The 13,228-nt window shown below is 57.8% G+C and carries 12 protein-coding genes and 2 tRNA genes; 1 reads left to right on the top strand and 13 read right to left on the bottom strand.

Going from position 1 to position 13,228, the window contains the following annotated elements:
• Positions 1-24 precede the first annotated feature (24 nt).
• The 10 genes from nusA to rlmE form a co-directional block, all read right to left on the bottom strand.
• Positions 25-1,506 (bottom strand): transcription termination factor NusA, encoded by a 1,482-nt coding sequence (gene nusA, locus NTD82_RS05060; protein ID WP_095159739.1) that lies wholly within the window; start codon positions 1,504-1,506, stop codon positions 25-27.
• A 60-nt stretch (positions 1,507-1,566) separates the two neighbouring features.
• Positions 1,567-2,025 carry a ribosome maturation factor RimP gene (gene rimP, locus NTD82_RS05065; protein ID WP_157969672.1) on the bottom strand — a complete coding sequence of 153 codons (459 nt, stop codon included), beginning with the start codon at positions 2,023-2,025 and terminating at the stop codon, positions 1,567-1,569.
• Positions 2,026-2,156: 131 nt separating this feature from the next.
• A tRNA-Met gene (locus NTD82_RS05070) sits at positions 2,157-2,233 on the bottom strand.
• A gap of 99 nt (positions 2,234-2,332) precedes the next feature.
• A tRNA-Leu gene (locus NTD82_RS05075) sits at positions 2,333-2,418 on the bottom strand.
• A gap of 19 nt (positions 2,419-2,437) precedes the next feature.
• Positions 2,438-2,827 (bottom strand): preprotein translocase subunit SecG, encoded by a 390-nt coding sequence (gene secG, locus NTD82_RS05080; protein WP_095159738.1) that lies wholly within the window; start codon positions 2,825-2,827, stop codon positions 2,438-2,440.
• Between the two features lie 3 nt (positions 2,828-2,830).
• Entirely contained in the window at positions 2,831-3,586 is a 756-nt protein-coding gene (gene tpiA, locus NTD82_RS05085) for a triose-phosphate isomerase (protein WP_262127972.1), read from the bottom strand.
• A gap of 66 nt (positions 3,587-3,652) precedes the next feature.
• Positions 3,653-4,993: a phosphoglucosamine mutase gene (glmM, locus tag NTD82_RS05090; protein ID WP_095159736.1), complete on the bottom strand. Its 1,341-nt coding sequence runs from the start codon at positions 4,991-4,993 to the stop codon at positions 3,653-3,655.
• 16 nt (positions 4,994-5,009) lie between these two features.
• Positions 5,010-5,861, bottom strand: a complete 852-nt coding sequence (gene folP, locus NTD82_RS05095) for a dihydropteroate synthase (RefSeq protein WP_262127973.1) — start codon at positions 5,859-5,861, stop codon at positions 5,010-5,012.
• Positions 5,862-5,869: 8 nt separating this feature from the next.
• Positions 5,870-7,777, bottom strand: a complete 1,908-nt coding sequence (gene ftsH, locus NTD82_RS05100) for an ATP-dependent zinc metalloprotease FtsH (RefSeq protein WP_095159734.1) — start codon at positions 7,775-7,777, stop codon at positions 5,870-5,872.
• 210 nt (positions 7,778-7,987) lie between these two features.
• Positions 7,988-8,611 carry a 23S rRNA (uridine(2552)-2'-O)-methyltransferase RlmE gene (gene rlmE, locus NTD82_RS05105; protein ID WP_095159733.1) on the bottom strand — a complete coding sequence of 208 codons (624 nt, stop codon included), beginning with the start codon at positions 8,609-8,611 and terminating at the stop codon, positions 7,988-7,990.
• A 100-nt stretch (positions 8,612-8,711) separates the two neighbouring features.
• On the opposite strand from rlmE, the gene yhbY reads away from it, so the two are divergent.
• Positions 8,712-9,020: a ribosome assembly RNA-binding protein YhbY gene (gene yhbY, locus NTD82_RS05110; RefSeq protein ID WP_262127974.1), complete on the top strand. Its 309-nt coding sequence runs from the start codon at positions 8,712-8,714 to the stop codon at positions 9,018-9,020.
• A 12-nt stretch (positions 9,021-9,032) separates the two neighbouring features.
• On the opposite strand, the gene NTD82_RS05115 is transcribed toward yhbY, so the two are convergent.
• The 3 genes from NTD82_RS05115 to carB are packed head-to-tail and all read right to left on the bottom strand — an operon-like array spanning position 9,033 to position 13,157.
• Complete coding sequence (locus NTD82_RS05115; protein WP_262128023.1) at positions 9,033-9,428, bottom strand: MFS transporter; 396 nt, start codon at positions 9,426-9,428, stop codon at positions 9,033-9,035.
• A gap of 28 nt (positions 9,429-9,456) precedes the next feature.
• Complete coding sequence (gene greA, locus NTD82_RS05120; protein WP_175651982.1) at positions 9,457-9,939, bottom strand: transcription elongation factor GreA; 483 nt, start codon at positions 9,937-9,939, stop codon at positions 9,457-9,459.
• Positions 9,936-13,157, bottom strand: coding sequence for a carbamoyl-phosphate synthase large subunit (gene carB, locus NTD82_RS05125; protein WP_110968923.1), 3,222 nt, complete (start codon positions 13,155-13,157; stop codon positions 9,936-9,938). The genes greA and carB overlap by 4 nt, the downstream gene beginning before the upstream one ends.
• Positions 13,158-13,228: the final 71 nt, after the last annotated feature.

A 13,228-nucleotide genomic window follows, 5' to 3' on the forward strand; every position in this document is an offset into this window, starting at 1 on the left:
ACTTCTCTCCTCAGGCCAGCCTGCTTACTCGAACCAGTGGGCTCGGGCGGCCATGATCAACTTGCCGGCACGCTCTTCGTCGATGCCGTCGATGTCGAGCAGATCGTCAATCGACTGCTCGGCCAGGTCTTCGCGGGTAACCACGCCGCGCACCGCCAGTTCCGCCGCCAGGTCCTTGTCCATACCCTCAAGAGAGAGCAGGTCTTCGGCCGGATGGGCGTCTGCCAGTTTTTCCTCGGTAGCGATGGCTTTGGTCAACAGACGGTCCTTGGCACGAGCGCGGAGTTCGTTGACGATCTCCTCGTCGAAGCCATCGATGTTGAGCATTTCTTCCAGCGGTACATAGGCAATTTCTTCGAGGCTGGTAAAGCCTTCGTCGACCAGCACCTGGGCCAGTTCTTCGTCGACTTCCAGCTCTTCGATGAAGTTGCGCAGGATGTCGCCGGTTTCCGCTTGCTGCTTGGCCTGGATGTCCGATTCGGTCATCACGTTCAGGGTCCAGCCGGTCAGTTGACTGGCCAGGCGAACGTTCTGACCGCCGCGACCGATCGCCTGCGCCAGGTTGTCAGCGGCAACAGCGATATCCATCGCGTGGGCATCTTCGTCAACGATGATCGCCGCGACTTCAGCCGGCGACATGGCGTTGATGACGAACTGTGCTGGGTTGTCGTCCCAGAGCACAATATCCACGCGCTCACCACCCAGCTCTCCGGAAACCGCTTGAACCCGGGAGCCGCGCATGCCGATGCAGGCGCCTTGTGGGTCAATACGTTTGTCCTTGGAGCGAACGGCGATCTTTGCTCGAGAGCCCGGATCACGCGAAGCAGCCATCACTTCGATCAGGCCCTCGGCGATTTCCGGTACTTCGATGCGGAACAGCTCGATCAGCATCTGTGGCGCGGTACGCGACAGAATCAGTTGCGGACCGCGGTTCTCAGTGCGGATTTCCTTGAGCAGCGCACGAACTCGAACGCCTACCCGGAAAGTCTCGCGAGAGATGATATCTTCACGTGCCAGCAGTGCTTCAGCATTGTTACCCAGATCAACGATGACGTTGTCGCGGGTAACTTTCTTGACCGTGCCGGAGATGATTTCACCTACACGCTCACGATAGGCATCGACCACCTGAGCACGTTCTGCCTCACGAACCTTCTGCACAATGACTTGCTTGGCGGTCTGGGCAGCGATACGGCCGAACTCGATGGATTCGATCTTCTCTTCGATGATCTCGCCAGCGACAGCGCCCGGCTTTTTCGCCTGGGCCTGGTCGACGGCCAGTTCGATCGCAGGATCGTCCAGGTCTTCGTCTTCGACCACAGTCCAGCGGCGGAAGGTTTCGTAGTTACCGGTGTGGCGGTTGATTTCCACACGCAGGTCAACTTCGTCTTCAAAACGTTTTTTAGTTGCGGTGGCCAGAGCCACTTCCAGCGCTTCAAAAATCACGCCGGCCGGTACGCCCTTTTCATTGGATACCGACTCAACAACCAGCAGTACTTCTTTGCTCATCGTACGCCTCGCCTTTCGCAAGCCATTAGGTCCGCTTTTTTGGAGCGGATCCGGCATGTCTCAGTCAAAACTGGGAATAATGTTGGCCTTGTCGATCGAGTCGATCGGCAACAGGAATTCGTGACTGTCCACCTGGACCACGACATCCTGTTCCTCCACACCGCGGAGCAGGCCTTGAAAGTTACGACGACCTTCGAAGGGCGTACGCAGCTTGATCTTCACTTGTTCGCCGGCATGCGAGGCAAACTGTTCAAGTGTGAACAGCGGGCGATCCATGCCAGGAGAGGACACTTCAAGGGTGTATTCGGAGCTGATTGGATCTTCAACATCCAGAACGCCACTGATCTGGCGACTGACGGCTTCGCAATCTTCGACCAGAATGCCGCCCTCTTTGTCGATATAGATACGCAGTACCGAATGTTTGCCTTGAGAAATGAACTCGATTCCCCAGCATTGATAGCCGAGCGCCTCGACCACCGGGGCCAACAAGGCCTGCAACTGTTCTAGCTTGCTCGACACCTGAACCCCCTCGTGCATGCTGTGCAAATAAAAAATGGGCAAGCGCCCATCCATGAAATGCGCCGTTGAACATCGGCGCTGAGAACTGTTCAGCTAACAAAAAGCCCCTTGAAAAGGGGCTCCGCTGAAACTGGTTGCGGGGGCTGGATTTGAACCAACGACCTTCGGGTTATGAGCCCGACGAGCTACCAGACTGCTCCACCCCGCGACAAAGCTGGGGCGAAAGTATACGACCGAACCCCCGGAAGGGTCAATCCAACCTCCACCTACAAGAAAGCCCGCTCAAAGCGGGCTCTCATGCTTCAAATGGTACCGAGAAGGGGACTCGAACCCCTACACCCTATGGGCACAACCACCTCAAGGTTGCGTGTCTACCAATTCCACCACCTCGGCAATACTACTTTGAAACCCGTTACTTCTGCTCTTGAGCGGGAGGAACATCGCCAGTGTTGCCGGCTTCGTTCTTCTGTTGCTCCTGGAGCACCGGTACATCATCTGCTGCCGGTTTGGCTTGCTTAACTTCTAATACCGCTGGATCTGGCAACCCCACTTGAGTCAGCTCATGAGCTTTCTCTTTAGCAAAGTATCCTAACCCAAGAGCAGTTAAGAAGAAAGAGGCAGCTAGTATAGCAGTAAACTTACTCAGGAAGGTAGCAGAACCTTGGCTTCCGAACACAGTATTTGAAGCACCTGCGCCGAAAGATGCACCGGCTTCCGCACCTTTACCCTGTTGCAGCAGAACCAGCACTACCAAACCCAGTGCGCCCAACAGATGAAGAACGACAATAACTGTTTCCAGCATTTTTCAGTTTCCTGCGGCGCGACAAATTGCACCGAATTCGTCTGCGTTCAGGGAAGCCCCACCAATGAGGCCCCCATCAATATCCGGCATGCCGAACAGCTCAGCCGCATTGGCCGCCTTCACGCTGCCGCCGTATAGAAGCCGCGCATTCTGCGCAACTTCTGAATCCTTTACCGCCAACTGCTCGCGAATGGCTTTATGCACATCCTGCGCTTGCTGCGGAGTAGCTGTGAGGCCAGTACCGATGGCCCAAACTGGCTCATAGGCAATAATCGCACTTGCAAAGACCGCAACACACAACGTATCGATGATGCTGTCCAGCTGCTGCCCAACAACTTCAAGCGTCTTGCCTGCTTCGCGCTCTTCGAGGGTTTCCCCTACACAGAACACAACCTTCAATCCACAGGACTGTGCCGCTGCGAACTTCCGAATCAGGGTCGAGTCTTGCTCTTCCAGAATCTGACGCCGCTCGGAGTGACCGATCAACACCCACTCACAACCGACATCAACCAACTGACTCGGAGCCACCTCTCCCGTCAAAGCCCCTTGCTGGGGTTCGACCGCGGAGTCCTGAGCACCTACAGCGATCGACTTGCCTTCAAGCCCGTCGATCACCTGTGTAATGAACAGGCTGGGTGGAAACACCGCGACATCAACACCGCTTGGCAAGGCCTGATTACTCAAGCTTTTGATCAGCTCAGCGACGCTGGCGCGGGTACCGTGCATCTTCCAGTTACCAGCTACCATAGGGCGACGCATGCTGTACCTCGTCGGTCAAAGTGGGCGCAGATGTTACCCAACCCGATCACTACTGGCAAGCGTAAATCAAACGCAAACTTCACTTACCAGTTTTGCCAGTGCCTCGGCATGGCCGCGAACCTGACTTTCGTCGTCACCTTCGACCATTACACGCACGAGAGGCTCTGTTCCGGACTTGCGCAACAACACGCGACCACGCCCGGCCATATCCTCGGTAATACGCTCACACGCTTCTTTCACCGAAGGGTGCTCGAGCGGATCGACCTTGCTTGCCCCGAAGCGGACATTGATCAGCACTTGCGGGCACTTGCGGACAGCCTGGCGAGCTTGCGCAAGGGTCTCTCCACGACGCTTGAGCGCCATCAGCACCTGCAGAGCAGCGATGATCGCGTCTCCAGTCGTGGTGTGGCTACAGCAAACCACATGCCCGGAGTTTTCCCCGCCAATGATCCACTCGCGCGCCAGCAGCTCTGCCATGACGTAACGGTCACCCACCTTCGCTCGCACGAAGGGAATCGACAGGTCCTTCAGCGCAAGCTCCAGCCCCAGGTTGCTCATGAGCGTACCCACCACGCCACCTTGAAGCTTGCCGCGGTCATGGAGGTCACGTGCGATGATGAACAAGAGTTCGTCACCATCAACAATGGCGCCCGTGTGATCAACCATCAGCACGCGGTCACCGTCACCATCGAAGGCGATACCCAGATCGGCATGACCAACCAGCACTGCTGCCTGCAGCGACTCGATATGAGTCGAGCCACAGTTTTCATTGATGTTCAGACCATCCGGCTGCGCAGACAGCACGGTAACTTCGGCACCGAGCTCACGAAACACGCTTGGAGCTACCTTGTAGGTCGCGCCATGAGCACAGTCGATAGCCAGCTTCAGGCCAGAGAAATCGGTGCTGCTCGGCACGCTGCTCTTGCAGAACTCGATATAGCGACCAGCAGCATCGTTGATTCGAGAGACCTTGCCCAACTTGCTCGACTCGACCACTGTCATCGGCTGGTCAAGCAGCTCTTCGATCATCAGTTCGACTTCGTCAGGCAACTTGGTACCTTGCCCGGAGAAAAACTTGATGCCGTTGTCGTCATGCGGATTGTGGGAGGCACTGATGACGATGCCCGCCTCAGCATGGAAGGTCCGCGTCAGGTAGGCGATAGCCGGAGTCGGCATCGGCCCCAACAGCAGCACATCAGCCCCGGCAGCCGAAAGCCCGGCCTCCAGGGCAGACTCGAACATATACCCGGAAATACGGGTGTCCTTGCCTACCAATACACGGCAGTGCCCCTGCTTGCGGAAGGCCATACCCGCCGCCCAACCCAGCTTGAGCATGAAATCAGGGGTAATAGGGAACTCACCAACACGACCGCGAATGCCGTCGGTACCAAAATATTTTCTGCTCATAAATGCTCCGTCACTCTTATTCGGCGGCTTGTACCGCAGCGATCATCCGTACGATGTCGACGGTTTCAGCAACATCGTGAACACGAAGGATCTTCGCTCCTTTGGTGATCGCCAATGCGGCCAGCGCCAAGCTGCCATATAGCCGTCCATCCACAGCCCGACCAAGGGTCAGGCCGATCATACTCTTGCGCGAGACGCCCACCAGCAAAGGGCGCCCCAAGCGCTGCAGACTGTCCATATGCTTGAACAGGCTGAGATTATGCTCCAGTGTTTTGGCAAAGCCGAAACCTGGGTCAAGAATTATGCGTTCTGCCTCGATTCCAACAGAACTGCAGGCAGCCATCCGCTCTTCAAGATACGTAGCAACCTCGGCAGTCACGTCGCCGTAGCTTGGGGCATCCTGCATGTTTCCAGGCTCACCACGCATATGCATGAGGCACACAGGCAAACCGGTAGCTGCAGCAGCATCCAACGCTCCGTCACGACTGAGCGAGCGGACGTCATTGATCAGCCCTGCCCCGAGGCGCGCCGACTCACGAATAACCGACGGCGTCGAAGTGTCCACCGAGATGACCACATCCAGCTCACGATTCAGAGCCTCGACAATAGGCGCAACGCGCTCAAGCTCCTCAAGAGCAGTGACAACGCGCGCCCCTGGCCGGGTTGACTCCCCCCCCACATCGATCAACGTAGCGCCGGCAGCCACCATTTCCTCGGCATGGCGCAGCGCCGCGTCGCGCTGAGTGAAGCGGCCGCCGTCTGAAAAGGAATCCGGAGTGATATTGAGAATACCCATTACATGGGTATGCGAAAGGTCAAGAACCCGGTTGCCGCAAGGCAACCGGGTTGGGTACTGCTGTGAAGTCATGTCAGCCCTTAGTGTTGCGCTGCCGGCCCACCAATCGGGGACTCTGGACGATCACCCTGGGAAGCCGTCGTTCCAGATGTACCCGAGTCACCATCCCAGTCACGCGGTTCGCGCGGCGGGCGGCCAGCCATGATGTCTTCGATCTGGTCGGCATCAATGGTTTCGTACTTCATGAGTGCGTCGGCCATTGCGTCGAGCTTGTCACGGTTGTCGGTGAGGATCTGCTTGGCCGTGGCATAACACTGGTCAATGATGCTGCGAACCTCGGAATCGATCAGCTTCGCAGTCTCGCCGGAAACACTGGCGTGTCCAGAACTGGAGCCGCGCCCCAGGAACACTTCGCCCTCTTCCTCAGCGTACATGAGCGGACCAAGCTTCTCCGACAGCCCCCACTTGGTAACCATGTTACGAGCAATCTGACTGGCCCGCATGATGTCGTTGGAAGCGCCTGTGGTCACACCATCAAAGCCAAGGGTCATTTCCTCAGCGATACGACCGCCATACAGCGAACAGATCTGACTGATCAGCGCACGTTTGGAGAGGCTGTAGCGATCTTCTTCCGGCAGGAACATGGTCACACCCAACGCACGACCGCGAGGGATGATGGATACCTTGTAAACCGGATCGTGTTCCGGAACGACGCGACCAACGATCGCGTGACCCGCTTCGTGGTAAGCGGTGTTCTGCTTCTCTTTTTCCGACATGACCATGGTTTTGCGCTCAGCGCCCATCATGATCTTGTCTTTGGCCAGCTCGAACTCTTTCATCTCGACAACGCGCTTGCCGCCACGCGCCGCGAAAAGTGAAGCCTCGTTGACCAGGTTGGCCAGGTCAGCACCCGAGAAACCAGGAGTACCGCGAGCAATGACTGCAGGATTGACGTTCTCGCCAATCGGCACCTTGCGCATGTGAACCTTGAGGATCTGCTCACGACCACGAATGTCTGGCAAACCAACCACCACCTGGCGGTCGAAACGGCCGGGACGCAGCAAGGCAGGGTCAAGCACGTCTGGACGGTTGGTAGCTGCGATCACGATGATGCCATCGTTCATCTCGAAGCCATCCATCTCCACCAGCAACTGGTTAAGGGTCTGTTCACGCTCGTCGTGACCGCCACCCATGCCAGCACCACGATGGCGACCTACGGCATCGATTTCGTCGATGAAGATGATGCACGGCGCATGCTTCTTGGCCTGCTCGAACATGTCACGTACGCGACTGGCACCCACACCCACGAACATTTCGACGAAGTCGGAACCGGAAATGGTGAAGAACGGAACCTTCGCCTCACCAGCGATGGCCTTGGCCAGCAATGTCTTACCGGTACCAGGAGGACCAACCATCAAGACGCCGCGAGGAATACGACCGCCCAGGCGCTGGAACTTGCCCGGATCACGCAGAAACTCGACGAGCTCGCCGACCTCTTCCTTCGCTTCATCACAACCCGCCACGTCGGCCAGTGTGGTTTTGACCTGATCCTCGGACAGCAGTCGCGCCTTGCTCTTGCCAAAGCTCATCGGGCCGCCTTTACCACCGGCGCCACCTTGCATCTGCCGCATGAAGAACATGAAGACCGCAATGATCACGAGGATCGGGAAGCTGGCTACCAGTAGCTGCGTCCAGATGCTTTGCTGCTCTGGCTGCTTGCCTTCGACCACAACATGGTTGTCGACCAGGTCGCCGATCAGACCGTTGTCCTGAATGGCCGGACGGATGGTCTTGAAGGTGTCACCGTCAGTACGTTTACCAGTAATGACGTAGCCGTCGACCGCAACGCGCTCGACCTTGCCATCCTTGACTTGCTGGATGAAGTCGGAATAGTTGAGGGTTTGCGGCTCATTCGGGCTGGAGAAGTTGTTCATCACTGTCACCAGGACAGCCGCGATGATCAACCACAGGATCAAATTCTTTGCCATATCGTTCAATTAGCTACCCTCTGAAGCAGGTTTAGGCGCAACCGTGCCTCGCATGATAATCACCGGCGTAACTTACTACATTACCTACAACAGCAGTTGGCGCCGTCTGTAACCCTTTGTGAATCTAGACTACACGATGTTCATCCATATCAGACACACGGACTGATTGGAAAAAACTATCACTGCCTCAAGAAGCCGCCGGTGATGCTTTTATTCCCCGCGATACCCTCTCGCCAGCAGGTACTGCTCTCGTGAGCGATCACGCGAAGAATCGGGCTTCAGCATCTGCACCTTGTCGAACTTCTTGCGAGTCTCCTTGAGGTAAACATCAAAGCCTTCCCCCTGGAAAATCTTGATCAGGAAATCACCACCAGGCTTGAGCACGCGAGTAGCCAGATCAATGGCTAGCTCACAGAGAAACATTGCCTTGGGGATATCGACGGCTGGCGTACCACTCATATTGGGGGCCATATCGGAAATCACAAGGTCCACATGCGAATTACCGACGGCCTCAAGAATTTGCGCCAGGACGTCATCCTGCGTGAAGTCGCCCTGAATGAAGGTGACATCAGGGATGCTGTCCATCTCCAGGATGTCCGACGCGATCAGACGCCCCTGACCGCCGATCAGACGACTGGTCACCTGCGACCAGCCACCCGGCGCGGCGCCCAGGTCAACTACGCTCATGCCTGGGCGGATGATTTTGTACTTTTCCTGAATTTCCAGCAGTTTGTAGCTCGCACGCGAGCGATAACCATCCTTTTGCGCCATTTTGACGTAAGGATCGTTGAAATGTTCTTTCAGCCAGCCAAGGCTTGTCTTGGAACGCGCCACTGGGCACCTCGATGATTAGGGTCGTGATTAACTGGGCGGATCCACGGGCCCTCGGGTAAAATGGCCGCCATTTTTACAGAATCAGACAAAGGGTCAGATTATGCCGCTCAATAACGAGCAGAAGAAACAGTACAAATCCATTGGCCACGATCTGAAACCAGTTCTGATTGTGGCAGGCAATGGACTGACTGAGGGCGTTCTCGCCGAACTGGACCGCGCCCTGGCCGATCACGAACTGATCAAGGTCGAGATCCGCTCGGAAGACCGCGAAGAGCGTGCCGCAGCAATCGCTGCACTGTGCAAGGCTGGCCGTGCCGAACTGGTGCAGACCATCGGGAAGAAGGCACTGATCTATCGCCGCAACCCACAGCCAAACAAGCAACTGTCGAACATTCACCGCTACAAGTGATGTTCGCTCCGATCAGTGGCGCGCTTTGCGCGCCCTGCCCGGCACCGGTTGCAGCACCAGCAACAGACCGGTAAGGCCCAGCACCAGGTAACAGAACAACTGCCAGCGCAGTTGCCCCGCGAACACCGTGCTCAATACGAAGTAGACAGCACACGCCAGCACCGCCATAAGCAGCAACTGCCCACGCGCATCCCGCCATAGACTGGTCATGCCCTCGGCCCGGACCAGCACCAACACCTGCACGCCGCTACCGACAGCCGCGAAAGCCACCAGCAATGACGCCACCACACGACTGACATCTTCGACCAGAAACGGCGCGAGGCCGACCTGATTCAGTGCGGGCAACAACCCCAGATGAAGGATCCACAGGCCACCGACCCAGAGTACCTGGGCCAGTTGCCAGATCACGGCCGTGGCAGCGAAGCCACGGGGCCGGTCAGATGTGTTTGACTTCGACAATCTCGTACTCGAGCACGCCGCTAGGTGTCTTGACGACCACCACGTCACCTTCTTCCTTGCCGATGATGGCACGGGCAATCGGCGCACCCGCCGAAAGCTTGCCCTTCTTGATGTCGGCTTCGTCCTCACCAACGATCTGGTAAGTCACCTGATCGCCAGTCTCGGCATTTTCCAGCAACACAGTAGTGCCGAAAATGACCTTGCCAGTGTGGGCAATGGTGGTCACGTCGATCACGACCGAGTTCTGCAAACGGCCTTCAATATCACGGATACGCGCCTCGACCATGCCTTGCTCCTCGCGGGCGGCATGGTATTCAGCGTTTTCCTTGAGGTCACCCAGTTCGCGCGCTTCGCCAATCGCCTGACTCAGGCGCGGGCGCTCGGTCTTGCTCAGGAACAGGTGCTCTTCTTCCAGGGCGCGAGCGCCCTGGACGGTCATCGGGTATTTGGTAATGCTCATGCTTTAAGTCCTGCATGCAGATCCTGCAAGCGGCGAACGGTCTTTTCCGGACCGAATTTCAGCGCTTCACAGATAGCTTCACCGGCCGCAATGGTAGTGGTGCAGTAAATCTTGTGCTGCAACGCATTGCGGCGAATCGAGTAGGAGTCGGCAATCGACTGACGACCTTCCGTGGTATTGATGATCAGCGACACTTCGTCGTTCTTGATCATGTCGACCACGTGCGGACGACCTTCGGTCACCTTGTTCACGCGACGCACTTTCAGGCCAGCCGCTTCGATGATCTTGGCGGTACCGGCGGTAGCAACCACTTCAAAGCCCAGAGCGATCAGGTCACGGGCAACGCCAGCCACTTGTGGCTTGTCGTCGTCACGTACGCTGATGAACGCAGTACCGCCGGTCGGCAGCACTTCGCTGGCGCCCATCTGCGCTTTGGCGAAGGCTTCACCGAAGCTGTCGCCGACGCCCATCACTTCACCAGTGGATTTCATCTCAGGGCCGAGGATCGGGTCAACACCCGGGAACTTGGCGAATGGGAACACCGCTTCCTTGACGCTGTAGAAGTTCGGAATGATTTCCTTGGTGAAGCCCAGCTCTTTCAGCGATTTGCCAGCCATGACGCGCGCGGCGATCATCGCCAGCGAAGTGCCGATGCACTTCGACACGAATGGCACGGTACGGGAAGCGCGCGGGTTGACCTCGATCACGTAGATCTTGTCGCCCTGCAACGCCAGCTGGACGTTCATCAGACCAACAACGCCAAGCTCCAGAGCCATCTTCTTGACCTGTTCGCGGACTTCATCCTGAACATGGGCTGGCAGCGAGTATGGCGGCAGCGAGCACGCGGAGTCACCGGAGTGAACGCCGGCCTGCTCGATGTGCTGCATGATTGCGCCGATAACCACGTCGGTGCCGTCGCACACCGCATCCACGTCCATCTCGATGGCGCAGTTGAGGAAGTGGTCGAGCAAGACCGGGCTGTCGTTCGAAACCTGTACCGCTTCGCGCAGGTAGCGCTTGAGCTCGTCCAGTTCGTAGACGATTTCCATGGCACGACCGCCCAGTACGTAGGACGGGCGAACTACCAGCGGATAACCGATAACGCCGGCGGCACGAATGGCTTCGTCTTCGCTACGCACGGTGGCGTTTGGCGGCTGCAGCAGGTTCAGGCGCTGAACCATCTGCTGGAAGCGCTCACGGTCTTCCGCCCGGTCAATGGCATCAGGGCTGGTACCGATGATTGGCACACCGGCCTCTTCCAGCGCGCGAGCCAGTTTCAGCGGAGTCTGACCACCGTAGTGGACGATCACGCCTTTCGGCTTCTCGACGCGAACCACTTCCAGCACGTCTTCCAGCGTCAGCGGCTCGAAGTACAGGCGATCAGAGGTGTCGTAGTCGGTGGAGACGGTTTCCGGGTTGCAGTTGACCATGATGGTCTCGTAACCGTCTTCACGCAGGGCCAGTGCCGCGTGTACGCAGCAGTAGTCGAACTCGATGCCCTGGCCGATACGGTTTGGACCGCCGCCCAGGATCATGATCTTGTCGCGAGTCGACGGGTTGGCCTCGCATTCTTCCTCATAGGTCGAGTACAGGTAGGCGGTGTCGGTCGCGAACTCGGCGGCGCAGGTGTCGACGCGCTTGTAGACCGGGAACACTTCCAGCTTGTGCCGATGACGACGCAGATTCTTGTCGGTGATGCCCAGCAGCTTGGCCAGACGCTGGTCGGAGAAGCCCTTGCGCTTCAGGCGCAGCATCAGGTCCTTGTCGATGGTCGACAGACCGAGGGTCTTGACCTTCTCTTCGTCCTTGATCAGGTCTTCAATCTGGATCAGGAACCAGTGGTCGATGCTGGTCAGGGCGAAGATTTCGTCGCGGGTCATGCCGGCGCGGAAAGCGTCGGCCACGTACCAGATACGCTCGGCGCCCGGCACGGTCAGTTCACGCTTGAGGATGCTCGAGGCTTCCGGGCTGGCCAGGTCGACTTTAGGGTCGAGGCCGCAGACGCCAACTTCCAGACCGCGCAGGGCTTTCTGCAGGGATTCCTGGAAGGTACGGCCGATGGCCATGACTTCACCCACGGATTTCATCTGGGTGGTCAGGCGGGCGTCGGCTTTCGGGAATTTCTCGAATGCAAAGCGCGGCAGCTTGGTAACGACGTAGTCGATCGACGGCTCGAAGGACGCCGGGGTACGGCCGCCAGTGATGTCGTTCTGCAGTTCGTCGAGGGTGTAGCCGACCGCCAGCTTGGCCGCGATCTTGGCGATCGGGAAACCGGTCGCTTTCGAAGCCAGGGCGGAAGAACGCGATACGCGCGGGTTCATCTCGATCACGACCATGCGGCCGGTGTCCGGGCAGATGCCGAACTGAACGTTGGAACCACCGGTCTCGACGCCGATTTCACGCAGCACCGCCAAGGAGGCGTTGCGCATGATCTGGTATTCCTTGTCGGTCAGGGTCTGAGCCGGTGCGACGGTGATCGAGTCGCCGGTGTGCACACCCATCGGATCGAAGTTCTCGATGGAGCAGACGATGATGCAGTTGTCCTTTTTGTCGCGGACCACTTCCATCTCGTACTCTTTCCAGCCGATCAGCGATTCGTCGATCAGCAGTTCCTTGGTCGGCGACAAGTCCAGACCACGGGCGCAGATTTCTTCGAATTCTTCACGGTTGTAGGCGATGCCGCCGCCGGTGCCGCCCATGGTGAAGGACGGACGAATGATGCAAGGGAAGCCCAGCTTGTCGAGGACTGCATTGGCCTCGTCCATGGTGTGAGCGATACCGGAGCGCGGGCAATCCAGGCCGATCGACTTCATGGCCTTGTCGAAGCGCGAGCGGTCTTCGGCTTTGTCGATGGTGTCGGCATTGGCGCCGATCATCTCCACGCCGAATTTTTCCAGGACGCCTTCGCGCTCCAGGTCCAGGGCGCAGTTCAGAGCGGTCTGGCCACCCATGGTTGGCAGCAGCGCATCCGGACGCTCTGCCTCGATGATCTTGGCAACCGTCTGCCACTTGATCGGTTCAATGTAGGTGGCATCGGCCATGGCCGGGTCGGTCATGATGGTGGCCGGGTTGGAGTTCACCAGGATGACGCGATAGCCTTCCTCGCGCAGGGCTTTGCAAGCCTGGGCGCCGGAGTAGTCGAATTCGCAGGCCTGGCCGATCACGATCGGGCCAGCGCCGAGAATCAGGATGCTTTTAATGTCTGTACGTTTTGGCATGGTTGTCACTCAAATCCGCAGGTCAGTCGGCAAGCCGTCTTGAACAATCTTGGTCAGGCGCGCCCGAACCA

The organism is Pseudomonas sp. 5P_5.1_Bac1, assembly GCF_025466015.1.
Lineage (GTDB): Bacteria > Pseudomonadota > Gammaproteobacteria > Pseudomonadales > Pseudomonadaceae > Aquipseudomonas.

Coding starts and splice junctions, on each gene's coding strand:
- folP (WP_262127973.1), bottom strand. CDS start 5,861: ATGACTTCACAGCAGTACCCAACCCGGTTGCCTTGCGGCAACCGGGTT.
- greA (WP_175651982.1), bottom strand. CDS start 9,939: ATGAGCATTACCAAATACCCGATGACCGTCCAGGGCGCTCGCGCCCTG.
- yhbY (WP_262127974.1), top strand. CDS start 8,712: ATGCCGCTCAATAACGAGCAGAAGAAACAGTACAAATCCATTGGCCAC.
- ftsH (WP_095159734.1), bottom strand. CDS start 7,777: ATGGCAAAGAATTTGATCCTGTGGTTGATCATCGCGGCTGTCCTGGTG.
- tpiA (WP_262127972.1), bottom strand. CDS start 3,586: ATGCGTCGCCCTATGGTAGCTGGTAACTGGAAGATGCACGGTACCCGC.
- carB (WP_110968923.1), bottom strand. CDS start 13,157: ATGCCAAAACGTACAGACATTAAAAGCATCCTGATTCTCGGCGCTGGC.
- nusA (WP_095159739.1), bottom strand. CDS start 1,506: ATGAGCAAAGAAGTACTGCTGGTTGTTGAGTCGGTATCCAATGAAAAG.
- secG (WP_095159738.1), bottom strand. CDS start 2,827: ATGCTGGAAACAGTTATTGTCGTTCTTCATCTGTTGGGCGCACTGGGT.
- glmM (WP_095159736.1), bottom strand. CDS start 4,993: ATGAGCAGAAAATATTTTGGTACCGACGGCATTCGCGGTCGTGTTGGT.